The sequence below is a fragment of the Williamwhitmania sp. genome (genome assembly GCA_035529935.1).
GTDB lineage: Bacteria > Bacteroidota > Bacteroidia > Bacteroidales > Williamwhitmaniaceae > Williamwhitmania.
Genome location: DATKVT010000043.1, coordinates 1 through 25,883, shown reverse-complemented (window position 1 = coordinate 25,883; position 25,883 = coordinate 1). Strand labels below are relative to the sequence as shown.

General features: G+C 41.5%; 25 protein-coding genes. 7 read left to right on the top strand and 18 right to left on the bottom strand.

Features of this window, described 5'->3' with window-relative positions; all coding sequences use genetic code 11:
* Positions 1-12: 12 nt before the first annotated feature.
* From VMW01_03080 to VMW01_03025, 12 genes are all read right to left on the bottom strand, one after another.
* A complete protein-coding gene (locus VMW01_03080) occupies positions 13-1,416 on the bottom strand; it encodes a DUF4407 domain-containing protein (GenBank protein HUW05223.1) in 1,404 nt (467 codons plus the stop codon).
* An 8-nt stretch (positions 1,417-1,424) separates the two neighbouring features.
* Positions 1,425-2,501, bottom strand: coding sequence for a chemotaxis response regulator protein-glutamate methylesterase (locus VMW01_03075; protein ID HUW05222.1), 1,077 nt, complete (start codon positions 2,499-2,501; stop codon positions 1,425-1,427).
* A 9-nt stretch (positions 2,502-2,510) separates the two neighbouring features.
* Positions 2,511-2,996, bottom strand: coding sequence for a chemotaxis protein CheD (locus tag VMW01_03070; GenBank protein ID HUW05221.1), 486 nt, complete (start codon positions 2,994-2,996; stop codon positions 2,511-2,513).
* A 5-nt stretch (positions 2,997-3,001) separates the two neighbouring features.
* Positions 3,002-3,904: a HAMP domain-containing sensor histidine kinase gene (locus tag VMW01_03065; GenBank protein HUW05220.1), complete on the bottom strand. Its 903-nt coding sequence runs from the start codon at positions 3,902-3,904 to the stop codon at positions 3,002-3,004.
* Positions 3,905-3,939: 35 nt separating this feature from the next.
* Positions 3,940-4,794 carry a CheR family methyltransferase gene (locus tag VMW01_03060; protein HUW05219.1) on the bottom strand — a complete coding sequence of 285 codons (855 nt, stop codon included), beginning with the start codon at positions 4,792-4,794 and terminating at the stop codon, positions 3,940-3,942.
* A 251-nt stretch (positions 4,795-5,045) separates the two neighbouring features.
* A complete protein-coding gene (locus VMW01_03055) occupies positions 5,046-6,296 on the bottom strand; it encodes a hypothetical protein (GenBank protein HUW05218.1) in 1,251 nt (416 codons plus the stop codon).
* A 101-nt stretch (positions 6,297-6,397) separates the two neighbouring features.
* Positions 6,398-6,922 (bottom strand): chemotaxis protein CheW, encoded by a 525-nt coding sequence (locus tag VMW01_03050; protein ID HUW05217.1) that lies wholly within the window; start codon positions 6,920-6,922, stop codon positions 6,398-6,400.
* Positions 6,923-7,021: 99 nt separating this feature from the next.
* Positions 7,022-9,070: a chemotaxis protein CheA gene (locus tag VMW01_03045; GenBank protein ID HUW05216.1), complete on the bottom strand. Its 2,049-nt coding sequence runs from the start codon at positions 9,068-9,070 to the stop codon at positions 7,022-7,024.
* Positions 9,070-9,435 carry a response regulator gene (locus tag VMW01_03040; GenBank protein ID HUW05215.1) on the bottom strand — a complete coding sequence of 122 codons (366 nt, stop codon included), beginning with the start codon at positions 9,433-9,435 and terminating at the stop codon, positions 9,070-9,072. Before VMW01_03040 ends, VMW01_03045 begins: the two co-directional genes overlap by 1 nt.
* 20 nt (positions 9,436-9,455) lie before the next feature.
* On the bottom strand, positions 9,456-9,794 hold the full coding sequence (locus VMW01_03035; GenBank protein ID HUW05214.1) for an STAS domain-containing protein: 339 nt from the start codon (positions 9,792-9,794) through the stop codon (positions 9,456-9,458).
* Between the two features lie 22 nt (positions 9,795-9,816).
* Positions 9,817-11,586, bottom strand: coding sequence for a hypothetical protein (locus tag VMW01_03030; GenBank protein ID HUW05213.1), 1,770 nt, complete (start codon positions 11,584-11,586; stop codon positions 9,817-9,819).
* Between the two features lie 11 nt (positions 11,587-11,597).
* Positions 11,598-11,963 (bottom strand): response regulator, encoded by a 366-nt coding sequence (locus tag VMW01_03025; GenBank protein HUW05212.1) that lies wholly within the window; start codon positions 11,961-11,963, stop codon positions 11,598-11,600.
* 148 nt (positions 11,964-12,111) lie between these two features.
* On the opposite strand from VMW01_03025, the gene VMW01_03020 reads away from it, so the two are divergent.
* The 4 genes from VMW01_03020 (at position 12,112) to VMW01_03005 (ending at position 15,182) form a co-directional block, all read left to right on the top strand.
* The gene (locus VMW01_03020) at positions 12,112-12,783 is read left to right on the top strand and encodes a Crp/Fnr family transcriptional regulator (protein HUW05211.1); all 672 of its coding nucleotides are present in this window, start codon (positions 12,112-12,114) and stop codon (positions 12,781-12,783) included.
* A 17-nt stretch (positions 12,784-12,800) separates the two neighbouring features.
* Complete coding sequence (locus VMW01_03015) at positions 12,801-13,175, top strand: response regulator (protein HUW05210.1); 375 nt, start codon at positions 12,801-12,803, stop codon at positions 13,173-13,175.
* Between the two features lie 96 nt (positions 13,176-13,271).
* Positions 13,272-14,417, top strand: a complete 1,146-nt coding sequence (locus tag VMW01_03010) for an SPOR domain-containing protein (GenBank protein ID HUW05209.1) — start codon at positions 13,272-13,274, stop codon at positions 14,415-14,417.
* A 45-nt stretch (positions 14,418-14,462) separates the two neighbouring features.
* Positions 14,463-15,182 (top strand): SprT family zinc-dependent metalloprotease, encoded by a 720-nt coding sequence (locus tag VMW01_03005; protein ID HUW05208.1) that lies wholly within the window; start codon positions 14,463-14,465, stop codon positions 15,180-15,182.
* On the opposite strand, the gene VMW01_03000 is transcribed toward VMW01_03005, so the two are convergent.
* Both VMW01_03000 and VMW01_02995 read right to left on the bottom strand, forming a co-directional pair.
* Positions 15,179-15,463, bottom strand: a complete 285-nt coding sequence (locus tag VMW01_03000) for a hypothetical protein (protein ID HUW05207.1) — start codon at positions 15,461-15,463, stop codon at positions 15,179-15,181. The genes VMW01_03005 and VMW01_03000 overlap by 4 nt on opposite strands.
* 275 nt (positions 15,464-15,738) lie before the next feature.
* Positions 15,739-18,627, bottom strand: coding sequence for a calcium-translocating P-type ATPase, PMCA-type (locus VMW01_02995; protein HUW05206.1), 2,889 nt, complete (start codon positions 18,625-18,627; stop codon positions 15,739-15,741).
* 195 nt (positions 18,628-18,822) lie between these two features.
* Between VMW01_02995 and VMW01_02990 the strand changes: the two genes are divergently transcribed.
* Positions 18,823-21,012 (top strand): tetratricopeptide repeat protein, encoded by a 2,190-nt coding sequence (locus VMW01_02990; protein ID HUW05205.1) that lies wholly within the window; start codon positions 18,823-18,825, stop codon positions 21,010-21,012.
* On the opposite strand, the gene VMW01_02985 is transcribed toward VMW01_02990, so the two are convergent.
* Positions 21,002-21,820 carry a DUF3298 domain-containing protein gene (locus VMW01_02985; protein HUW05204.1) on the bottom strand — a complete coding sequence of 273 codons (819 nt, stop codon included), beginning with the start codon at positions 21,818-21,820 and terminating at the stop codon, positions 21,002-21,004. The genes VMW01_02990 and VMW01_02985 overlap by 11 nt on opposite strands.
* Positions 21,821-21,997: 177 nt before the next feature.
* Here VMW01_02985 and VMW01_02980 point away from each other — a divergent pair, with 177 nt between their 5' ends.
* The gene (locus VMW01_02980; protein HUW05203.1) at positions 21,998-22,681 is read left to right on the top strand and encodes a zinc metallopeptidase; all 684 of its coding nucleotides are present in this window, start codon (positions 21,998-22,000) and stop codon (positions 22,679-22,681) included.
* A 46-nt stretch (positions 22,682-22,727) separates the two neighbouring features.
* On the opposite strand, the gene VMW01_02975 is transcribed toward VMW01_02980, so the two are convergent.
* Entirely contained in the window at positions 22,728-23,426 is a 699-nt protein-coding gene (locus tag VMW01_02975; GenBank protein HUW05202.1) for a metallophosphoesterase family protein, read from the bottom strand.
* Between the two features lie 295 nt (positions 23,427-23,721).
* Here VMW01_02975 and VMW01_02970 point away from each other — a divergent pair, with 295 nt between their 5' ends.
* On the top strand, positions 23,722-24,378 hold the full coding sequence (locus tag VMW01_02970; GenBank protein ID HUW05201.1) for an MBL fold metallo-hydrolase: 657 nt from the start codon (positions 23,722-23,724) through the stop codon (positions 24,376-24,378).
* A 71-nt stretch (positions 24,379-24,449) separates the two neighbouring features.
* On the opposite strand, the gene VMW01_02965 is transcribed toward VMW01_02970, so the two are convergent.
* On the bottom strand, positions 24,450-25,298 hold the full coding sequence (locus VMW01_02965; protein HUW05200.1) for a DUF3108 domain-containing protein: 849 nt from the start codon (positions 25,296-25,298) through the stop codon (positions 24,450-24,452).
* 115 nt (positions 25,299-25,413) lie between these two features.
* A partial coding sequence (locus VMW01_02960) for a redoxin domain-containing protein (GenBank protein HUW05199.1) occupies positions 25,414-25,883 on the bottom strand: 470 nt, incomplete at its 5' end.

Sequence of the window (25,883 nt, the reverse complement as noted above, 5' to 3'; positions counted from 1 at the left end):
CATGTATTCATGCTACTTTTCGTCACCATTTTTATGAATAGGCTCAATACGGCCTTCGATGCAACGTTCTAGAAGTGGCAATGAACTGTTTTTTTCCACGGGGGAGTCAACCACTATCTGCTTTTGTTCAGCTTCATCACTTGCAGTAACGCTCTCAATTAGCTCAACATTAGCGGCACTCTCAGTAAGAACCTCCTCCGAATTTTCTTCTTCAGCACCATCGACAGCCTCAGGAACTAACTTTAAATCACACTTAGGCACCTTGCCTGCCTCTTCAAACGTTTTTAATCGCCTCCGAAATAGCTCACGGCGCACCTCTGCTTCCTCGGAAATAAACTGTGACTGCAACGATATCTCGCTCTTAAACTTTATGCGAGCCACTTCTCTATCGACATCGATGCTTTCCTCGTGTCCAAAACGGATATTTTCTATTATAATACTGGCCTCAGCTTCCTTCTGAAATTCTTCCGCCTCCAGCAAGAAATCGTAGGGACCTCTTTTGGAGAGAAGCTTGACAATTATGGGAGATGCTTCTACTACAATAAAAAGCAGAGTAATAAACCAGCTAGCAATACTTACTATAGAACTCTTGGATGAGATGTTGGACATTGCCTCCAACCGAGCGAGGAAGCCATTGGCACGACTACTCGTTTGGGTAGTTTGTGCCAGTCGCTCATCACGTTGTTTCGTTAATACTTCAATACGTTGATTATTGCGGACCAGTTGTGTTTGGTTCTCTTTACGAACAGCCTCAAGTTCCCTCTCTGTTTTATCAAACTCGGCCTTTTTTTCTGAATAAACTGGTCCCTTGCCAACTTTTCCGGTAGGACTTTTACCTTCTGCCTCAGCAACAATCATATCGAAGAGTTGATTCCGACTTTGTTCCTTGGCTGCAATACCAGCCTTAAGCCGTTCATTTTCCTGAGTAAGCTGGCTGATCTCCCCAAATTCTTTATCGACGAGATCCGAAATCTCTAGATTTTTAGAGGACTGCATCGCCTCAATTTCGACATTAATTTCCCGCTCAAAGAGTTTGAGTTCAATTGGTTTTGAAATTACAATAGCAATGAGAATAGCCAGTATAATGCGGGGTATGGCAAAAGGCATCTCCTTTGAAACGCGATCCTGCTTCTTTAGACTTGAAACTAGAAAAAAATCAAGAAAAAAAATGAGCAGCCCCCAAAGCATACCAAACAAAGCAGCAAGCAGCGGATTTCTAAAAATGGTGTAAATGGCATATCCCCCCGACAATGAGGCTAAGATGCCAGTCATAAGAATTACTGCCCCAATTCCCAAAAACTTATTCAAATCGGAAGGACAGCGCTCCAGCAGATAAAGTCTTGCACCTGAGCACCAACAAAACACGCGGTAGAAGAAAGGAAGGGAGGATCTGCGTGAATAACTTCTGGTTGTCATGCTAAAAGCTAATGAGGTTTTATAATATAGGAAGCTATAGCCTCAATGGGAAGCACCTTGTCTGCAGCCCCTAGCCTGATGGCTTCCTTGGGCATGCCAAAAACGATACACGATTTTTCATCCTGAGCAATGGTTTTTGCACCAGCCTCCTTCATCTCTAGTAATCCACGAGCGCCATCATCGCCCATACCAGTCATGATAATCCCAATGGCATTGGGACCCGCATACTGAGCTGTGCTTCGAAAAAGAACATCAACAGATGGGCGATGCCGATTTACAAATGGTCCCTCCTTCACCTCCACATAGTAGCGAGCGCCACTGCGTTTGAGCAGCATATGGAAGTTGCCGGGTGCTATCAACGCTTGACCACGAATTACAGTATCACCATTACTGGCCTCTTTAACAGAAATTTGGCAAATTTCATTGAGCCGATTGGCAAAGGAAGTAGTAAATTTCTCGGGCATGTGTTGAACGATAATAATGCCAGGACAATCGGGAGGTAAAGCCTTCAAAAAAGTAGCAATAGCCTCTGTTCCTCCAGTTGAAGCACCAACGGCAACCACTATCTCGGTGGTTTTAATCATGCTATGTGTTAATAAAGTCTTTGGAATTACTGCATCAGCAGAAAGTTTTGGTTCAACCTGCATTACGGTAGGTTCAACATATCGACGCCGTTGGATTCGTGCATGGGAAGCAGCCTTAATAGCGTCGCAAATGCGAATGCTCGATTCCTCTATGAACTGTTTCGTGTTCATTTGAGGCTTAGTTATAATCTCCACGGCACCGTATTCCAGCGCCTTCATCCCAGTTTCTGTTCCCGACTCAGTTAGGCTCGAAATAATGACTACCGGTATAGGATGCTGCGACATAATCCTCCGCAAAAATGTTAGTCCATCCATCCTGGGCATTTCAACATCGAGCGTAATTACATCGGGCAAGTGTTCCGAAATTTTTTTTGCTGCAAAGAATGGATCAGCTGCAGTAGACAGAACTTCCAGATCAGGGTCGCATGTGATAATCCGACTTAAGGTTTGACGAACAACCGCAGAATCATCAACAATCAAAACTTTTATCTTCTCCGACATTGCTTCAGGTTACTTGTTGTTTAACGTGATTACCTGCTTTTCAATAAACCTCATTCTAACTTCACCCGTATGCGTATCAAATTCTATCTTTCGTCCCAACTTACCGCCTACGCTTGATCCAATGGTTACAATTCCATGGTCACGGAGTAAATCGCGGGCAACCATTATGTTCCGTTCACCAATTTGAAACTGGTTATTAATGGTTTCTATAACCTCCCCACCTCCAAAAACCTTTGCCTTCAAGTTAACTTTAAGACATCCAAAAGATAACATTTTTTCTACCAACCGATCAATGGCAATATTACCATATTTTGGTGATGCAAGTCCTTGCCCATTCCAGTATGGCAGCATGTAATGATTTATTCCTCCTATTCGCATAACCGGGTCGTATAGACAAACAGCCACGCAACTGCCCAGAATGGTGTGCACCTTATGGGGAGTCTTGTCGATAAACATGGCCGCAGGGTATAAAAAATGAATTGGGAGCTGCTCCATAACGACTAAAACACTTGCGGTTCTTCTCCAAAGAAGAACTCATTATCATCGGCGGCAAATCCTTCACTAGCATTGGTAGCCTCAGGGATGGAAATAGTAAAAGTTGCACCATGTCCCTCCTGGCTCGATACCTCAATAGACCCATCTAGCACATCAAGCAGCGCCCTGTTGATGGATAAGCCCAACCCATGCCCACGATTGATAGAATTTATTCCTGTATCTACCCGCTTAAATCTATCAAAAATGATGGATTGGTTAATCTCAGAAACTCCAGTCCCGTGATCAACAACCGAAATTGCAAGAACGTTACTATCTCTTAAAATATTCAGTTCAATAGTTCCATCATCGAACGAATACTTTACAGCATTACTTATGAGGTTGGAAAGAATTAGCTTCAACTTCTCTGGGTCTGTTTTAAAATTGTATGGACCAACACCCGAGTATCCCGGAATGCCAAATTTGGCAGAAATGACAACCCTTTTTTTCTTCGCCTCAATCTTGTAGGCATCAATCACGCTGTCGATCAAACTCCGTATATCAACCTCCATTACCTCAGGAACCACTTCTCCGGCCTCAATTTTTGCAGCAACAAAAATATTCCTAAGCTGAAAATCGAGATGAAAAGCCTCCGTGTGTATAAGCGCAACCATGGATATTACCTTCTTCCAGTTCTCCTTATCCACCGAAAGAATTGCACGCGAAAGACCAATAATGGAGGTAAATGGATTGACAATTTCGTTGGTAATGTTGGAGATAAAGTGACTTTTTAGCGATTCACTCTCCTCCAACTTTTTATTTACCAGCTGAAACTCCTTATTCAGCTCTTGCATCTCCAAGAATGATCGCTTATTCTCTTCGAATCTCTTAGTTAACTCATTAATCAGCTCTTCGTCCGTTAACTTTTTCATAATATTAAGATGTATTAGAAGTGAATAAGAGTACTCTAAATACGTTTAAAAATAGTAGGTTTTACCTGAACCAGTGGTACATTCATGCTCATTATAGACTCGCTATGCCCAAGGAAAAAGTAGCCTCCTGGTTTCAGCTTTGTGCAGAGCTTGTTAATTACCTTCTCCTGAGTTATTCTATCAAAGTAAATCAGCACATTTCTGCAAAAAACAACATCAAAAACATCAGAAATATCATAGCTGGTATCCATAAAGTTTAACCTTGAAAAGCGAACTCGCTTACGGATATGCGGGGCAAGCTTTACGGTAGGTTTCTCGCGATCCTTGCTCTTCAAAAAATGACGTTTTTTTATATCCAGAGGAATTGCTTCAACCCGATCATAATTGTATACGGCATTATTAGCCTTTTGTAGAATTTGAGTCGACAAATCGGTTCCAAGAATAGAAAAGTCAAAACCTGTATGCTCCTCAGCAAAATCGGTCATTACAATAGAAATTGTGTATGGCTCCTCACCGCTGGAACAACCAGCACTCCATACCTTCATCTGTCGATGCGTAGTGTTTTGGCCATAAAACTCTGGTAAAACAACTTCCTGAAGAAAATCAAAGTGGACCGGTTCACGGAAAAAGTCTGTTTTGTTTGTACTTACTACGTCGAGCATGTGCACAATCTCGCCAATCTGCCCACTTTTGCTAAACACATAATCGCAATACTCCTTAAACGACATCATCTTAAGTTCGCGAAGCCTTTTTTGAAGCCTGCTCTGAAGCATGATTCGTTTTATGGGTGGCATTTTTATGCCGCTTTCCTTGTAAATAAAATCGCTTAACCGACTGAACTCGATATCACTAAGTTGTGCGCTGAAGGCCTTATTAAGCAATGGATCCAAACCTATTTTTATTAATAGTCTTATAAAACGAAAAAAGAGAAACCGACAAAGTTTGTTGAGGTCGACCAATACTTCCAACCTTTACAACAAAGACTAAAGTAGTGCTTTTGCGTCACTTTTCATTATATTGGTTAAGTATCGAAATTAGACTTGGTTGATCTTCATTTCGCAAACAACTTAGAAACAAATTTGTCAAATTCCTACCATTCAAAACATTACTAACGCGATATAAACATCACTAATATGGTATTCTAAAAATTATATTGCGCCACCAAAAGAACTCTCGTGTTTGAAACATGATATCTATTAACAAGGTTTCCCTTTGATGGGAACTCAAACGTACCATACTCTGCATTGGTATATTCAACTTCCGTTGCCAGCATAAAGTTTTTGATTGTCCATGAAATATTTGGGGCAATTCTATACATTGATGCAATGTTTAAGCTGCGGCCATATATATTTTTGTCCGTGCCTACAATGGTTTTATCCGTGCCAAGATTCTTTGCATAGCCAATAAATATGGATGGCTTCACAGAATTACCATAGCCAATATTTAAAAAAGTAAAGAAGTGAGTAAATGGGGTATATTCCGCCGCTCCCGTCTGCCCATTGATAGAAGTGGTTCCATACCCACCCAACATTAGATAGTGAACCAAATTTTGACCAATCATCGCCTTAGTCGTAATAAAAAACTTACTGGTAGAATATTTAATGTAACCTTGATATGAAAATGAGGTAACCGTTGCAGATGTTTGCTTAATTATGTCAGCGTCAAGCGGCGAAACTGTGTAAACTCGAGGCTGAAGAACAAATATATCACCCAGAACCCCCATCATAACCGCGGAAGAACTGAATTTTAAATGCAAAGTAAAGTCAGGAATTGAAGTATTTCTTAAATATTTGGAAGAGTAACCGTCGGGGCCATTGCTGGTGTAATCGCTTTCCCATGATGCTGTAGCCGCAATTGAAAAATGACTCGCGCTTTTATAGGTAAATGTCACCTGCGGGCTTCTATTAAAGGCCTGTAAGGGTGCACCTGTGCTAAGGCCTAATACGGATGGAAAAGTTTCAGGCACCACCATTGGGTGCCAGTAATTACCAATAAGAAGTGTTGTGGTTGGCCAGGCCAGAGTAATAGCCGCTTGGCGAAGCCTCACACGGCTGCTCCCAGATGAACCGGTAAAGTCAGCCTCCAGCAAGCTAGAAGCATTTGCACCAAAAACTCTTTTTCCTGAAATATTTAACCGTATCCTCGACGAAACGGCCAAGGCATTGGCACTTGGGTGGGCATTTAAGTCGTTGCCATAGCTGTCTGGGAGTTTTGCAGAAGGAACCAGTGAAAAAATTCCCTCGATAGCATCATCCGTCACTCGCGTATCGTTCCAATAATCAAACCGAGTAAAACCGGAGAATGAGAACTTCAGTGAATCCTTTTCCTGACCATACAAGCTAGAAATACAAAGCAACAAGGCCAAAGTTGTAATAGGTAAAAATTTCTTCATGTAATTAAATTTGCCGTTTAATAAAAAAATGTTCGCACCAAGCAAAATTGTCTGATGCGAACCAAGTTTAATAGCTTTTAGGAGATATTAAAAAAGATTAGTTACATGCCAACCTCTTCAATGTCTGCAGTTTTTGCAGTTTCCACTGCGGTGTCTTTCATGTTTGTTAACTCATTGGACGAAAAAACCATATCCATATCCAATATCATGACAAACCGGTCATCAACATTGGCAACACCCTCAATAAATTCAGACTTATACTTACTTCCAATGCTTGGTGGAGGGAGGATTTTATCCTTCTCCAGCTCCAAAACTGCCTGCACGGAATCAACCAGAGCTCCAACGTGCACCGATTCACCATCCATATCGATATCGAGCACAATAATACAGGTATTTGGTGTATAGACTGCTGGAGACATTCCAAACTTTACTCGCGTGTCAATTACCGGTAATACTGCTCCACGAAGATTGATTACCCCTTTCATGTAGTTGGGAGCTTTTGGAACTTCGGTAATCTTAGTCATCTCCAAGATATTCAATACTTTGCCAACATTGGCAGCAAATTCCTCTTCACCCAGTTTAAACGAAAGGTAAGAGTTTACATTTGAGAAGTCATTTTCGCTCATGCCTTTATCTCCTTATTTTTATAATAATACTTAACTTTACAACAATTTTTAAAAAAGGTTTCCCTCTTTCCACTAATTGCTTATATCCTTACACCTTGCCTACTCGTCAGTCGGTGCTTTTGAAAGAAAGGTTTTAATCATTTTATTAGTATCCATTACCAAGGCAACTGTTCCGTCGCCTAAGATTGTGGCGCCAGATATCATCTCGTGCGATTTGAAGTGTTTTCCCAAGGGTTTTAGCACCGCTTGGTACTCACCAATCACAGTATCAACGGCCAGTCCTACCCGTTTCTCCTCAAATTTCACCACCACGATCTCCTCAAAGTGATCGGCATTGTTCACATCCATATTAAATTCTTCACGAAGATAGAAGAATGGCACCTGTGCCCCATCTAGAATAATCAGATTGTTGAATTTGTTCACCAACTGTGCATGTTCGATGGCAAATATTTTATCCACAACCGAGAGCGGAATAACAAATGACGTATCCTCTATTTTTACAAGTAAACCGTCAATTATGGATAAGGTAAGTGGTAACTTAATAGTTATAGTTGTACCAACGCCCAACTCTGAATCCACCTCAACCTCACCTCTAATTTCAGCAATCTTTCGCCTTACCACATCCATACCAACACCGCGACCGGATACATCGGTTACCTTAGTGGCTGTGGAAAAACCGGGCAGAAAAATGATATCGAATATTTCCTTGTTTGTTAACTTTTTTTCTGGAGTAATAATCCCTTGGGAAATAGCCTTATGGCGTATCTTTTCAGGGTCGATACCTGCACCGTCATCGTAAATTTGAATATGAACATTTGCACCAGAATAGAAGGCTTTTAGAATGATCTTACCTTGAGCAGGCTTTCCCATCTGCTTTCTTACTGCCGCATCCTCAATACCATGATCAAGGCTATTCCTTAATATATGCATCAACGGATCGGTAAGCCCCTCAATTATGGTTTTATCAAGTTCGGTTTCCGCACCCTCCGTAAGAAAGACCACATCCTTTCCAAGTTCTTTTGAAAGGTCACGGACGAGTCTCTGAAAGCGGGTCAGCATGTTATCAATGGGAATGAGCACAATGCTAAATGCATTATCGCGCAATTGTCGGGAAAGTTTCTGTACATTCTCCGAAATGGCCAGCAATCCAGGAACCGGATTCTGCTCTGCAAACAAGCTCAACCGCGCCTGTGTAGTAACTAATTCGCTTACAAGGTTCATGAGTTGGTCAAGCTTATCAGCGGAAACGCGAATGCTGGATATTATTGTATCCTTGGGTTTACTCTTTCCATTGTTGGCCATTTCTAGCTGAGCTTTAACCTTAGTGTTTTTCGCCCGAGAAGCTAATTTTTGAACTGCAGCGATACCGATATCGTTCCCCTCGGCTGCAATTCCATTAAGTGCAGCAAGAAAATCGTTATCCGCCAGTAGATTTTTATTGCTTATCTGGCTAATTTCAAGCGTTGACTCATCCTCCACGAAGATGAAAACATCACTTATTGCACCAACATCATAAGGGGTTGCCAATAAAATTTCCCAATAGGTGTAGCACTGGTCAAATGCAATATCTGCAATCCGCGGAACTTTAGTAAGATGAGCAAAAGAAATAGCATGCCCTAGGGTATGAAGCTCATCAATTAAATAGAGGGGATTAGTCCCATTTCGAAAAATCTCCTCCTTAGGCTCAAAATAGATGAAGTAAGTCTTTGCATTTCCATCCGGAGTACTTCCAGAAGGCTTATCCAACTTCTGCTCCGAAGAAGGAGTAGGATCACCAACAACAATTTGTGCCATGCGATCAAGTAGCGCCTGATGCTGACGGTCCACATCAACATCCTTTTCAGAATCCTCGTCCAGCAGTCGCTTTAGATGGTCCACTGATTCAAGCGTAATATCCAATATTGATCTGTTAACCTTAAGCTTACCGTTTCGAATGGAATCGTAGAGCGTTTCCAAATTATGCGTAAACTGATCGATGCTTACGAAACCAAACATGGCACTATTCCCTTTAAGGGTATGCATAATTCGAAATACCTGCTGAATTATCTGGATGTCCTCAGGATTGTCTTCAAGTACCAAGAGGGACTTTTCGAGGCTGTCGATTAAATCGTAGGCCTCCTCTATAAATTTTTTCTTAAAGTTATCCATCACCTCATAACCTTTGATAGTGCAGCAATAAGTTTGGTCGGAACAAATGGCTTAATAATCCATCCGGTTGCACCGGCTTCCTTAGCCTCCATCTTCTTGGCTGCTTGAGATTCAGTGGTTAGGAAGAGAATTGGAACATGCTTGTAGAATTCCATAGCCCGAACTTCCTTAATAAGCGCTATACCATCCATATTTGGCATGTGCAAATCAGTTATTATCAGGTCAATAGGCGAATTATCCAAAAAACGTAAGGCATCCTTCCCATCTACTGCAGCAAGGACATTAAAGCCCTCATTTTCAAGCGTAAAGCTTACGACTTCCCGTATGCTTTCCGAATCATCTACTATTAAAATTACTTTTGCCATATCGTGCCAATAGTTATCGATTACATTTTAACTTCAGGTGATAATATACGAGATAGCCCACTATTCTTTACAAGTAGTGAGATTTCTGGACTAAGAGAGGAAGAAATTGTCACCGTCTTTCCCTTTTCCTTGGCCGAAACAACAAAGGAGTGAATCACTTGAAGAAAGGCTAGATCAAGGTTTTCAACAGCAGCAATTTTAATATGGAAGTTCTCATGATCAACGATTACCTTGGCCAATTTCGCTGAGAGCTCCTTGGCTGTATTAATTGTAAGATCACCACCTAAAACAATAGATGCTTTTGCATTGTCTTTGTCTTCAGGCAGAGGTAGAATTACCTTATAAGTCAACTTTTTCATATTTAACTTGGTTTGGTTGCCATTAAAAAAACTCAATATTGGATTGCTGCGAGGTATCTGTATTGCTATCGTTTTCCTGATTTCCCATATTTTTATTGATCACATTTTCATGAATGTTATGCTCACTCTCCATGGTGTAGAGCCGTTTTATATTCTTGAGGTTGTCTCCTATAGAGCTAGGTGATTCACGATTTGAGGCCACCATTTCACTAATCTGGTTCAACTCCCCAATAATTTCAACAATTACCCGCTCAAAAAAGTCATAGTATTTACAAGCCTCCACCGAACTGGCAATACTAACTTTAACTGTAGACCCAAGCTGAAGGTTCTTCGATAATATATTTTCCACCTTGGAGCTCTTTTCCTTCAACTTAACTAAAACTGCTTGCAACTCATCAGCAACCTTAACTAACGATCCATTTTCTTTTCCAAGCATTGCGTTGTTGGAAACAGAACTGGCAAGTGTCTCAAGAAGTTGGTCCGTTTTAATTTGGGAAGTTACAATAATTTGTCTATTCGAATTAAGATCCTGAAGAAGTTCTGTGATTTGTTTTTCAGTATTGCTCTGGAGCCCTTCCAAACAATAAACATTCTGCAATCGCTCATTAAGCGATTCCAACTGACTGGGTAGCTTTTCAATAGAGTCTAGGAAGTCTGCAGTAAGCTTGATGATCCCCTGCAAATATGCAATTGATTTTTTAGAAAACTGAATAGACTGATGAATAACCTTCGATGCCCTTTCGAGCTTATTGGACAGCTGGAGAAAGTGTGATTCTTCATTTTCTACGTTGCCGTTGGTAAACTCCTTACACAGCTGAACAATATCGCCTAAATTCTGACCAATGGACGTAAAGTTTCCTGTTATTACTTCAATGGCAGATTGGTATTCCTTATTGGCATGTATTAGCTGAGCGGCTTGAAGTTCTGCAATGTCTCGAATCTTAGAAAATATTGAAGAATTAATCTGCTCGTCGTTATGGCCAGCCTTATCATCGAGTTCCCTGATTAACCCTTTGTGCGAAGCTTGAATATGCTCCATCTTCTGGCGTATAATGTCCTGATACTGCAACTTCGTGACAATATCACCAATACTGTTTGTAGTTTGTTCTGTCTTTGCAGATAAGCTGGCAAGCATTCCCTTGGCGCCTTCGTACTTTTCACCAAACAGCACAATGGCAGAGTGTGAGTATTCTAGAATCTCATCAACAGCCTCCAGCTGAGCAGTTGCTTGAACATCAAAAACATCAACACCATTGCTGTATCCCAATTTAAACTGGGCTATTAACTTTGCCGAACTAACACAAATATTTCTTATTTCCGCTACTGCGGTTAAGATAGATTCTGATTCCGCTATAAGGCCCCCGATTTTCGCTTCATCGTTGCACAAAGAATTCAACTGCTTGTTGGCTACCAGAAATTTCAGGGTAAGAAGGTCCTGTGTAAGATTTTTAAGGGGAAAAAACGAATCGTCGATGCTCAGGGAAATACCCTCCATCGATTTTTTTGAATCTCGAAAGAAATGACTAAGCGAAATTTGATCCGTTTCGAGCTGTAGGTAAAACAATTTTAACTGCTGAAACAAAACGGTACCATCACTGCCCGACACAAGACTAAACAGTTCTTTTGCGTTGGACTCCAACTCCTTCGACTGCTTATAAAATTGTTTAAAGGCTCCATTCAGTGCCAAAAAATCTTCACTTGAACAGGTATGAAGCTGCTGTATTTTCTGGTCTATCTGCCAGAAAAAACCAGAAATCTCTGAAATTGAAAGATGGGTGTTCTGCTTCTCCACGATAAACCCTTTTAACTATTTAGAATCTCCTTTACCTTAATCATTAAAGCGTTGATATCAACAGGCTTGGTAAAGAATCCCGCTACACCAAACTTCATTACCTGTGGCTTATGTTCATCATTGGCGGCAGTTATTACAAATACGGGGACATCATCAAAATGATTACTCTGCTTCATCTCCTCCAAAAAATCGATTCCAGAACGTTTCGGCATTAAGAGATCGAGAAGAATAAGGGAAGGTTTTTGCGCTTGCATAGCCTTCAACCCATCAGCAACATTTCTAGCAAGGATAGTTTGATAACCTTCCTGTTCCAGAACAGCCTCCAACAGCATAAGGTTGGTTTCTGAATCGTCAATTATGAGAATATACTTCGACACGACAACTGTTTTAAATTTCCGTGAAAAATAGACATTCCTAAGTAATTTTCCACCAATTTAGTAATGCAATTCAGCAAAAAGAATGGTGATATACATCAACAAATGACGAATTAATTTCTTACTTTTCCGGTCAAATATATAACCCTCTATGTTTCAAAAGTTACTCGAAAACTCAAGTTGGATTCAGAGTTTAACCCCCCAACAACTTGATGAGTTAAAAAGTCACACAGGCCATTTATCGTTTGAAAATAATGATATTTTAGTTAAGCAAAATAGTCGCACATCGAATATTCTTCTTCTCGTTGAAGGCATTGCTAAGATGCACCTAGAAACGAGAAAGGGGAAGTACATAATTGTAAAACTATGTAAGGCTGGGTGCTTCCTCGGCCTTGACAACCTAATTAATAACGACACATTTTCCTGCTCCTTTTCGGCCATTACCCCAGCCACAGTTTGCTATATCGACTACCACTTTTTTCAGAGATTGCTCGTAGAAAACCCTGCCTTTGTAAAGGAGATTATGCACATTATTTCCGATGAGAATCGTTTTTTGGTCTCTCGACTAGCGGCGTTAACCTACAAGCAGCTACCCGGCAAATTGGCGGACATTCTGCTCTACTTTTCCCATGAAATATTCAACAGCAATACCTTTAGCCTACCCCTTTCGAGGCAAGAACTTGCAGAGTTTGCAGGCACTACCAAGGAAAGTCTTATTCGCACACTCACAGAATTCAAGAACGACAAACTCATTACCGTTCAAGGAAAAAATATTACCATTAACAGTCAGTCAATCATTGAAACACTAAGTAAATTGGGATAACCATAACCATCACAGCCATGCCTTATCGTATTCTAATCGTCGACGACATCTTTGTAAACCGACTTCTGCTCGCTGAAATCCTCAAAAAAATTCCAGCAACCTACATGGAGGCTGAGAATGGAAAAGTTGCGATTGACTTGCTCTTAAAAAATGATTTTGACGCTATTCTTATGGACATTGAAATGCCCGTAATGAATGGCATTGAAACTACTCGTTACATCAGAAATACCTTACCCTTTCCACAGAATCAAATCCCCATTGTTGCAATCACAGCTCATAACCCAATTAATTTTTTTGCTGATTTCAAAGATGTAGGATTCAGCGACCTAATTACGAAACCTTTTTCTATTGAAAAAATATCCCGAGTTGTTAATCAGGTTTGTCAGGTATAACCGCTAAAAACTATATAGATGTCGATTACCAACCGCTATATTTGGCAAACTCATATTTTATTTGTAAACTTTAACGCTTTATAAAATAAATATGCCATGCTTGGAAATTATTTTCGAGAATTACTGGAAAAACACAACAGAGTAATTATTCCAGACTTCGGAGCTTTTCTGGTCAAGGATACCGGTGACGTACGCGATATTAAAAATACCACATTCAGCCCATTTCTGCGGTATAACGACGGTCTGGTTGAAAATTTTCTTGCGGAAAGAGAAGAATTGACCAAGGTGGATGCATCCACAAAGGTTCGGGAGTATGTCGAGAACCTTAAGGCTCAAATTGAAAAGGGCGAAAAGGTATACTTGCCAGGATTGGGATATTTCTCGCTCGATTCCCGGGGAACCACTCAATTTACCCTAGACACCTCAAAAAAATCTTCAAAAGACACAGATAAACCAGCCGAAATAAAATCCATTGAAAATTTGAAAGAGTCGGAAAAGGCTATACCTGCGGCAGAACCTGTTTCGATAGAAAAGGAACCACCACGGGCCGCAAAAAAAACATCCACTAAACCACCTATCGCCAAGCGTCAACCTAGTAAAGTTGAGGAAGAAAAGGCTGTAGCACCTGAGGTAACAAGCAAGGATCCAGTTGAATTAGTGCAGCCTATAGAAACAAAAGAAGAGCAAACAGAAGTGCCAATAACAACTACCGAGAATAAATCTATGCCTCCAAAAAAGAGTTCAAAACAAAAATCCGCATCAAATAAGTCTGGAAGGAATTGGCTTCTGCTTGTCTTTTCCCTTATTGTAGTTTTAGCCATTGCAGTATGGCAATACGACAATATAGCAAACCTATTTTGCCCATCTAGTGAAACAACATTCACTCTCGGAAATACCAAAACCATAGCGGTAGATACAACGCATAAGGATACAACTGCTGCCCAAGTTGCTAACTCTAATACTCCACCTGCCAAAGTTAAACCGCTACCGGTGTATGTGAAACCGGTAATTGACAGCCCATCCAACAAGTTCTTTGTAATTGTGGGCACTTTTACAAGTAAAGCAAACGCCGAAGCCATGAAGACCAAGTTGGAGGCAGAAGGGTATCAACCAATAATAATGCAGCGCGGCAATGGCTTAAACTCGGTGGTAATTAGCGGGCATAAGACTAAAGCAGAGGCTAAACTTTCCTTGGAAAGCTATAAAAAGAAAAATGGTGATGGCTGGATAATGGCACGTTGAGCAATCTTTACTAGATTTACAGGCTGATACCAATCAGCCTTTTTTGTGGAAAAAACAATAGAACATCCCCAACTTGGAACCATTACCCTACGAAAGCGTCGTGGGCTAAAACGTATTTCCATCAGGGTTGATATTAAGGAACGCGTAATTCTTTCGATGCCATATAGCGTAGCCACCTCTGCAGGTCTAAATTTTATATCGGCAAAACTTGAATGGATACAAAAGTCGATAATAACTATTCGATCCAAAAAAAACGAACACCCCACACTCACTATTGGTGATGGATACAAAACCCGATCCCATACGCTTATTCTAGTTCCAGAAACGCGGAAAAATATTCGAGCAGTAATTACCACAGAGGCAATACTGTTTCACTACCCAGAAGGGGCTTCATTGGAAACTGAAGCGATGCAGCACAGTTTGAAAAGTGCCATTGTAAAAACACTTACGCTGGAGGCAAAGGCGCTAATTCCCAGTAAGGTTTCCGCCACTGCACTGCAACATGGACTGCGATACAATAATGTATCGGTTAAAAATATCCACTCTCGCTGGGGCAGCTGCTCCTCAAAAAACAACTTAAACTTCAGCATTTACCTAGTGTTGCTTCCCGAAAGCCTTATCCAATACGTAATTCTGCACGAACTTTGTCATACCGTCCAGAAGAATCATGGAAGTGAATTCTGGAAATTACTCGATATACATTGTGGAGGGAATGCGAAACTACTGGCAAAGGAGATGAAAAAATATACTACGCGAATATTTTAAGATTCAGCGCTAGCCAAGTAATCAACAAGGTTGACGGTTTTCTCCATCAGCTCCTTTATGAGGTTCTTAAAGTATTGTTTCTTTTCCTTCGACGTGAACTGCGAGGGACAGCTAATCGTCTTTTTTACAAACTCTTCCTCCAACTCCTGAGCCTCCAGCATGAGTTCATATATTTTTTCATAGTAGAGAGGATGCGCATAGTTTAACGAGGCGTAGCACTCCTGTTTTATATGGTTAACAACCGCTTTAACGTCTTTTTTTATGTAACGGATACTTGACATAATCAGGTCTAAAATTCATCGGTTTTTCATGAAATTCGCTGCAATGAAGTTATGACAATCAATGGTTGAATGCAATAACAATAATCGTTTATTGTCAAAAAAAAATACAATTTAACAGACTTTACCACTCAGCCTCATTTTACTAGCTACAAAATCATAACAAACGTTAAGATTAACAGGAATAAAAGCTAGTCCCTCTGTGTAAAATGTGAAATCAGGAGAACTCTTTCGTAAGGTTTGTAAACAAACCATATTACAAGGAAGAACGCTATTCTTCAACCTACAAATGATGCCGATTTTGTGTTGCGATAAAAAAAGCGCACTGCTTCACCCAGCCAAAGCACTATTGAGGTAGTTCCGACAACCATTAGCCATTCGTATATTGAAAGCGGAACCGTTCTGAAAAATTGTCCCCCATAAGATACGATGGCTACCTGTCCGAGAAATATGACCGCTGCAATTAGCAAGAAGTTCTTATTATGAAGCAACCCCGAAAAGGCCGATTTATTGGTACCAAAGCTACGTGCATTAAACAAGTTCCAGAACTGAAGCATTACAAAGCTGGTGAAAAACAGAGAAAGTTCCTTGCTGGTAATGGTTCCATCATGCTTAAGAATTACCAATAGAATGACGCAGGTTATTAGAAAAACAAATGCAGTAATGAATATTTGCAATGCCATTGTCCTTGTCACAATAAACGCATCACGCTTGCGAGGTTTTTGATCCATCACCTTGGGATCGGATGGTTCAGTTGCAAGGGCAAGGGCGGCAAAAGTGTCCATTATGAGATTTACCCAAAGCATTTGAGTAACAGTAAGTGGCAGCGCGATGCCTAGAAAGGGGCCAACCAGCACTAACACTAAAGCTAAAACGTTAATAGTGAGTTGAAAGAGTATAAATCGCTGAATATTGAGGTATAGCGACCTTCCCCATCGCACTGCATTTACAATACTAATAAAGGAGTCGTCGAGCAGAATTATTTCGCTGGCTTCGCGAGCCACCGATGTGCCAGACCCCATGGCCAAACCTACATCGGCATAATTCATGGCAGGTGCATCGTTGGTACCATCGCCGGTAACGGCAACCACATTGCCCAGCTGCTGCAAGATTTTTACCAGTCGTAGCTTGTCTGCAGGCTTTGCCCTAGCCATAATTTTTATCCCCGGCGCTCGTCGCAATGCCTCCTTCTCCGAGAGGGCTGAAAACTCATTTCCGGTTATCAGCCCCATTTGGAGGTCATCTTCGCTTATTACCAGACCAATCTGTCGACCAATCTCTCCGGCAGTCAGCGCATTATCGCCGGTAACCACCTTAACATCGATTCCCGCTTGCATGCACTCTGCAATTGCCTCTGGCACATTCACTCTAACGGGATCCGAAATGGCGGCAAACCCTATAAATGTCAAGCCATTGCAAACCTCTTGCAAACTAGCGGAAGTATGGGACGGCGCACTTTGAAAAGTCTTATAGGCAAATCCAAGCGTTCGCATGGCCAGCTGCTGCTGTTCAACCAGCTGCGCTTGAATCTCATTAATACGTGTTGCTATTGGGAGTTCCTGGTCTTGATTCACATACACGCTAGAGCAACGTTCCAGAATAATTTCGGGTGCGCCCTTTACAAATAAAACGTGTACATTGTTAACCACAGCCAAGGTGGCCATAAACTTGTTTTCGGTGGTAAAAGCCAGCTGCTCAACAATAGTTCCTTGTTGTCGTAGTTCGAGGTAGTCGACACCAGCACTTTTAAGCCATAGTAGCAAAGCACCTTCGGTTGGATTGCCAATAATTTTAAGACTATCGGACTTGTTGGTATCGAGGTGAGCCGTAGTATTAATAGAGAAAGATTCGTAGATAATTTGATCTAGCCGCTCCCCAGTTCCCGTTGTTAGAAGTTGCTGAACCCTCATCTGGTTCTCGGTTAGAGTACCTGTTTTATCGGTGCAAATTACCGTTGCAGCCCCCATAGTTTCTGTGGCGTGCATTTTTCGCACCAAGTTGTTACTTGCCAACATCTTCCGCATGCTATATGCTAAACTTAACGTAACGCTCATGGCAAGTCCTTCGGGAACGGCAACCACAATAAGGGTGATAGCTACCATAAAATAAAGGAGTAATCGCTCTGTCACCTCCAATGGGAACCAGACTTGGGTTGAAAACAACGAGCTCCCCATCATCCAAATCACTACGGCCATAAGGAAATAGATTGCAGCCCCAATAATGGCTGCCATGGCCCAGGATGAAGTTTTGGTAACTTTCATCCACCTCATTTTTCGACCTTTGATACCCAGTAGTTCAAAACTATCAAATAGAATAGGTGTCCAAACGCCAGAAAGGGCAAAAGAGGCAAACGTTATCAACCCCGCAAGATTTATCCATTGAAGATCGGAAAACACTAATTCCCCACGATATACATCCCTAATACAAAGGCTTGCAAACAGTAACGTAGCGCATCCAAAACCAACCACACCTATTACCTTGCCCAGCTTATTCAGCTGCTTGGTCAGCGGGGTTACAGTGTTTGTTTCCACCATTGCCTCCCGTGCAGTTTTCCCAACTTCGGTGGAATCGCCAACCGCTGATACTTTAAAAATTCCATGACCATCCACCACTGTTGTCCCCCTTAACAGCATATACGAAGGGTAGGTGGCATCAGGATCGGAAAGAGCTTGGTTGGCAGCTTTTGCACAGATTGATTCACCGGTTAATTGTGATTCATTCAGCTGCAGATTCACCGCCTCTAATAGTTCGCCGTCGGCTGGAACTTCATCACCAAGATCAAGTATTATTACATCGTTAACCACAACATCCATGCGGCTCACTGTGGTAACATTTCCATCCCTTATAACCTTTACAGCAACCTCATCATTGGCTTTGTTAAGCAGGCTAAATTCCTTGCTTGCTTTGTATTCATTAAAGAAGGAAAGAAAGGTTGCCAGAAAAACAGCAATAATTATGCCCACACCCTCAACATAATGACCTTCCAGCATGCCAACCACAATGGCAATGGCTGCTGCAATTAGTAAGATGCGAATTATGGGATCGTCAAACTTTTCAAAAAAGAGTCGCCAAGCAGACTGCCGTGGCGGTGGTGTAATGATATTATTCCCAAACTTAGCCCTGCTTTCATCAATCTCGCTTGCACTAAGGCCAACATAATTGCCCATCGACCAATTTTTTTTCAAATATACATCCTATAATTTAAACCAGTCACCACCCAAAATAATAATTCTATCAACTTTATCATCAGCAGCATAGTTGGACCTAAGCCTCTAATTACAATCACTTCCAAATAAAATACCCTCTTTCAGCACTTGAATTAATACTATAATGGTTATACCTTAGTAGCAATAAGTTTAGGTATGCAAACAAAAACAAAACTCCTCATCATAATTGTAGTAATATCGCTAGCGACCATAGCATTCCTATGCAGTCGTATTAATTCAAGCCAAACCAATCAAGCAGGCGGGGATTCAATTGTGAAGCAGGTGAATACCATATTGTCCAATGCAGATAGCATTGCAGAGGTAACACCAGACAAGAGTTTGGAACTACTGAAAAGTATTCCTAGGGAAGCCTTTCAGACGATGAATAAAGATTATTTAAATGCTAGGATTGGGCTAATTACTGGATTGGCAAACATCTCCACTGGCAATCTCGATTCGGGCTATCGGCAAATAGAAAAATGCCTAATTTACTTTGAAGACAATGGCGATTCACTGAATATGGCCGACAGCTATGCAAAAATGGGGCTCGCGCTAAGGGAGATGAATAAGTATGACCAAGGGCTGCAATTTCTTCTTAGAGCACTTTCTATTTACGAACCAAGAAACAAGATCAGTGAGATTGCCTATTTATATAACGCCATTGGACTGGTTTACCTCCATACTAAAGACTATCCCCAAGCAATTAATTACCTTTCAAAAGCGAGAACAATCTATGAGCAGCAGAATAATACTTTTGGTCTAGCTAAAACCATGAATAATATTGGCATCTCATACTTCAAAATGGGCCAAAACATTAAGGCCTTGGAATTTCTCGAGAAAGCGCTAGAGCTAAAGAAAAATCTAGATCCAAAGGGGAACTTTGCCAATACAATAAACAATATTGGCCTTGTATGCTCAGAGCTTAAACTTTATCCAAAGGCCCTCGATTACTTCAACATGGCGTTAGTGCAGTATCGTCAGCAGCACGACAAATGGGGCGAAGCTAACACCAACAACAATATCTCAAGAATCTATTTAGAAATGGGAAATACTAATATGGCACGTACCATTTCCAACGAAAATCAGAAAAAGATAAAGGAGGTGGGGTCGCCTGACCTAAAGATAGAGAATCTTGAGATTGAATTCCTAATTCTTCGCCAGAAGAGAGAGTATGAAAATGCATTGAAAGCCTATATTGCCTATACTACACTTCAGGATTCAGTTTTTTCCGAAGAAAAGCAGCGCATAATTGAGGATGTTGAAGCCAAGTATGAATCGGAAAAGAAGGAGAAGGAAATTCAAACCCTCAGCCACCTGCAGGAGATACAAAGCACCCGGTTACGAATGCAAACATATTTTGGGCTGATGCTGGGATTATCGGTAGTGCTACTTGGCGTTCTGCTAATTATTTTGCTAAAACGTTACCGAAGCAAGAAATCGGAACACAACTCGTTAAAGATAAAACAGCAAGAGATTGAGGAGAAAAACCTACGGCTCGAGCGAATACTTCTAGAAATTGAGGAGAAATCGGAACAGCTCAAAAAACAGCGCGACATTGCAAAGGAACAAAAGAATCAAATATCCATGCAAAAGGAGGAGATCACCAATAGCATCCGCTACGCCTCAAGAATTCAGCACGCAGTTCTTGAATCGAAAGACTTAAACCAGGCGCACCTCCCTCCTTACTTTGCGCTTTTTAGGCCAAGAGAAATTGTTAGCGGCGATTTTTATTGGGTAAGAGACACTGAACACTTTTCTATTTTTGTTGTGGCAGACTGTACCGGTCATGGAGTTCCAGGAGCATTCATGAGCCTTCTTGGAGTTGCCTTCCTCAATGAGATTGTGAGCCAGCAAAGAATTCCAGAACCACACGAGATTTTAAATTCGCTCAGAGCAAAATTTATTTCATCCTTGCATCAGAACTCCAACGATCCGATAAACAATGAAGGGATGGACGCTGCAATTTTATTTATCAACAAAAAAAGGAACAAAGCACTCTTTAGCGGCGCAAATGCTAATTTATTTATCGCCAGAAAGTCGGAATTGATTGATGTTACTGGCGACAAAATGCCCGTTGGCAGTTACTACAACATGAATTCTTTCACCACCAAGGAGCTGAGCATTATGCCGGACGACTGTCTATACCTTGGTACCGATGGTTACGCTGACCAGTTTGGCGGACCCGATGGTAAGAAGTTCAGAGTTAAAGGTCTCAAAAATCTACTGCTGCAAATGAGCGACAAACCATTAGAACAGCAAAAGAATATTCTAGAATGTTCCTTTGATGCATGGAAAGGCAACGGCATTCAGGTTGATGATGTATTAATCCTTGGAATTAAGATTTAGTCTCGGCGAGATAGCTCCAATCGCTATTTAGAATATCCTTAATGCTCGAGTAGGGAACCACCACTTTAATGTCACCATCCGAATAGGGCGCAATCTCATAGACATTGTAGTGCAGGATAACGCCCTCGTTAGAAAAGCCATACTCCGAAGGAAGAATGAACTTACCCTGTGGAAACCAAAAATTATCCAAACTCTTTCCTTCTGGAATTTTAAAATGATGTCTAAAGGCCTCCTCTGCCCTTTCGGCGAATACATCTAGATCGCTAACTACATCAGAAATGGACAAAGGACGTGGCTGTTGTAATGCCAAATTCAAGTAGTGGTATCGATAGGTGCCATGTGCACCACCCATATAATCGTCGGAGAGATATTGAATGCAAAGGATTTTTCCATCGTTAATAAGAACGTTGTAGCGTACCTTTAAATACCAAGTATTCACCGCCCCCGAAGGGAATGCTCCGGTATAGTCCACAAATGAGCTGTCGTACTGCATCGCAATGCTGCTCAGGTGCTCCTTGATTGTGCCACTCATAGTCCCTTTTAGGCTGTCGCCCACCATCTGCAAAAAGTCAGAGTTCAACAACATCGAAAGCCGACCATCCTTATCCTTGTCAACCACTGGGAAATGGAAACTGATATAGAGGCAGGAGGAATCGGCTGCGTAGCAACCTTTTTTGAAAACTACAGAATCGGTAGTCACTGAAATAGGCTCACTGCTGTTGGCATTACCAATATACCTAATTACTAATACAACAACAATGGTCAGTACAACCAATATAGCAATTACCGAAACATACTTTTTCTTCATTATTGGAGGGTATAATTGAGAGATGCCAAAGATATTCGGTTCAGAATTAAATCCAAAATTGCAGAAAGAAAATATTTAAATAGTTGACCAACTACTAGTTTTAGTAAAAGAATGACAAATATGCAGGTTTTAATTTCGGCATAAGAATTGACAATTCTTGGAATAAAATCTCATAAAATGATTGGATTATACCTCATATTTGGGCTATTTGCCCTTGCAAGTTGGCTCGTTAGCAAATCGCTACAGAACCGGTTTAAAAGGTATTCACAAATACCAACAGCAAACGGATTAAGTGGCAAAGCGGTTGCTGAGAAAATGCTACGTGATAGTGGTATTCAGGGTGTCAAAATCGGATCCGTATCGGGCATGCTCACCGACCACTACAATCCTGTTAACAAAACCGTTAACCTTAGCCATGACGTCTATTTTGGCACTAGTATTGCAGCGGCAGCCATTGCTGCCCATGAATGTGGACATGCAGTTCAGCATGCCAGAGGGTATGCAATGCTCAATTTTCGCTCGCAGCTTGTACCGGTTGTTAATTTTGCCTCTCAATGGATGCAATGGGTATTGCTGGCTGGAATTTTAATGGTCAACATCTTTCCACAGCTTTTATTCTTTGGTATTCTACTCTTTGCCACCACCACGCTATTTAGCATAATTACCCTACCTGTCGAAGTGGATGCAAGTAGAAGAGCGTTAGTTTGGTTAAAGACATCAGGAATAACAACTGTTGCAACTCAGGAAAAAGCCTTCGATGCACTAAAATGGGCTGCCTATACCTACTTTATTGCCGCCATTTCGTCGCTTGCCACCTTAATTTACCTTGTGCTGGTGTATATGGGCGGAAGGCGAAGTTAAGAATCTCATCAACAAAGCCTTCAATAAACTGGAGGCTTTGTTGTTTTTACAAATCTATGTTTGGGGTATAGAAGAGGTGTCTGTCTTCAAGCCGAAGACAGACTAGATTACCAAGATCTTCACGCATTCCGGCATAAACGCAACCAGCATCAAGATTTACTAGCCGCCCCCATAGAGCAATCTGCTTCTCCACCTCCACCAGTGGAATTGGGGTGTGTCCATGGATTACGGTAACCCCTTCCGTAATAGAATCAACACACTCCCAGGGACGCAGCCATAGGTATTGCTGTAAAAATTCCGCACGAATTGGAAACTGGATACCAGCATGGACACTCCAAAGTGAACTGCCTAACTGGTGTAGAATTGGCATTTCCTGTAATAAGTGAAGATGATCCTTCGGTATTAAGCTAATCAGCTTTTCATGCGCTACATCTTCAATATTCCAGCCATAACTCATTAATGTTTTACGCGCGGAGTTTAGTTTCCAGATTGTAAAGGCGTAGGCATCAGCTATGGAATCGAGAAGCATTTGCTCATGGTTACCCCTAAGCGCAGTAACCTGGTAACCAGAATAAATCAGTGAGATAATCATATTAATCACTCCGGCTGAATTTGGCCCGCGATCGATATAGTCTCCCAAAAAGATGAGTTTATCCTTCTGTGTAGGTGAGACTACATCCTCTAGCAGATATCGGAAAGTTTTAGCGCACCCGTGGATGTCAGGAAAAATGTAGGTTGCCGCCATAGATCAATAATTTGCTACCTTTCTTTGCCTACTTGAATGAGCATTTGCAGCCACAACAAAATTAAGCTTTTTAATGATATGCCTATCCGTTTTGTGAACGTTGGTAAGGGTATTACAATGCAAACTAAACCATTGACATACCAAACAACTGGAGGGTATAAGAGGCTCCTAACTGAATTTATAGCTATTTAGCTTTCAGTTCTTGCAGCGCGCTATTTTTTGTAGTAGCTTGCATTAGAAATTGGATGGTGTGCAAATTTTATTTCCCATATTATTTTTAATCAGTAGCATTGCAATGAAACCCGTTGATCCCAAAGTGCAGAAGGTAGCAAATGAGATTGAATGGTTGGGGCAAGCCGCGGTAAGAATTCATTACCACGGGCTCACTATCTACATTGACCCATACCAGCTTAAGGATAGCGTAAAGGCGGACATTATTTTGATTACCCATCCTCACAAGGATCACTGGTCGAAGGAAGACATCAATAAAATAATTACTAACAAAACCATCCTCGTTGCACCTCAGGCTTGCCTTGATGATGCCACTGACTTAATTGCCAAGGAGAAGATTGCTTCTGCCCCTGGCTTCACCACCACCATTGACGGCATCAACATAGAAGCAGTTCCTGCCTACAATGTGGTAAAAACCAAATTTCATCCAAAGAGCAACAATTGGGTGGGCTACATCCTTACCCTCGATGGCGTTAAGGTTTACCATACTGGGGATACCGAACGTATTCCTGAGATGAAGAACCTCAAGGTTGACATTGTTATGCTTCCCCTTGGACAAACCTACACCATGAATTCGGTGGAAGAGGCTACCGAAGCGGCACTTGATGTAAAAGCATCCATTGCCATACCCATTCATTACGGCCTTTACGAGGGCACCAAGGCCGATGCCGAAAAGTTTAAAGAATTGTTAAGCGGAAAAATTAAGGTTGAAGTTAGATAATCCCAAGATGGTTCCCTCCCAAAAGGAACTCTAGGGCCCCCGGCTTTTCTTCGGAAAAGTTGGGGATTTTTTTATTCCGGCTTTTTATCTGAGCCACTAAGTTGTTCCGGCATATTTTTTTTGCTATCCTTTCGTTTCTTGTTTTTGTAAACGGACATGGAGTTACTCAAACCATAAAACTCCTCCAAATTCACCTCCACGCTGCTAAAAAACATCCGCATCTGGATCTTTACAGGCAACCGGTTAGCATCGTTGGTAATGTAAAACACAACGGCATCCTTCTTGCGAAACAACCTGCCTAGCTGAACAATGGGGACAAACTTCTGGCACTCAATCCAGCCAAAGGCGGTCTTCACCATCTCTATACCTTTGTATACCATCTCAAACTTGAATACCTCGTCGGCAAAGTAGGTGTTAAACCCAACCTTCTGATCAACAACGAGCTTGTTTAGCGCAAAACGTCGAGCGTAATAGAATGCAGAAAGAATGTCGAGAATGGAGTCGGGAACCGAATGCACGCCACTCCTAGAGCTAAATACCTGCTTGGTATTTCGCATAAATGTAACCTCGTTGTAATACCTATAGTTGTTTTCCGAAATATCACGAATGGATTTTACTGGCAATCCGGTAGAAATATCGATATAACTTTCATACACATCGTAAATGGTAAACAGCTTGTTGGCTAAGGCATCGGTGTGAGCCTCCGCCTTCACAAAGTAAACAGGATCATCCCCATTGTTAGCTAAGTAAACTCGCATGTCAGCGGTGCCAACATCGAGAAAGCCAAACGATATTTTATAGCGAAGGGTTTCCCCAACCTGAAAGGCAGGATTCAATGAATCAACTTGAGCAGCTGCGCTAAAGGTCAACCCAACAGCCCACAAAAGGCAAAATAACCTTAACCAAATCCTCCGTTCCACCTTCAACTGAAATATTTGTTGCGAAAGTAAAACGAAGAAATCAGATATTTCGCACATGGGTAAATAAAAAGAGGCAGCACAATGCTGCCCCTTAACAACTATTTTTCTGGGCTATTTAAACCTTCAAGTCCTTTTTGGCTAGATAAAAATCTACCTTTTCAAGCGAATTGTCGGCATTCCTAGCGGTTAGCTCATCCAGGGTCTTCGGCGGTGGAACTATCACCTTGTCACCAGGAGTCCAGTCAAGTGGAAGGGCAACCTTAAACTTGTCGGCCACCTGCATTGCCTTTAGCACCCTAAGAATTTCGTTCATGTTCCGGCCAACGTTGAGCGGGTAATACATAATCAAACGAATCTTCTTTGAAGGATCGATGAAGAACACTGCTCTTACGGCAGCCGTTTCGCTCTCGTTTGGCTGCAGCATTCCGTAAAGTTTTGAAACCTTCATGTCGAGGTCAGCAATAATGGGGAAGTCGAAGTAGACACCTGTCTTCTCCCGAACATTGTTGACCCATCCAAGGTGAGCATGAATGCTGTCAATACTCAAACCCATGAGCTCAGCGTTAAGTGCCTCAAACTCTTTCT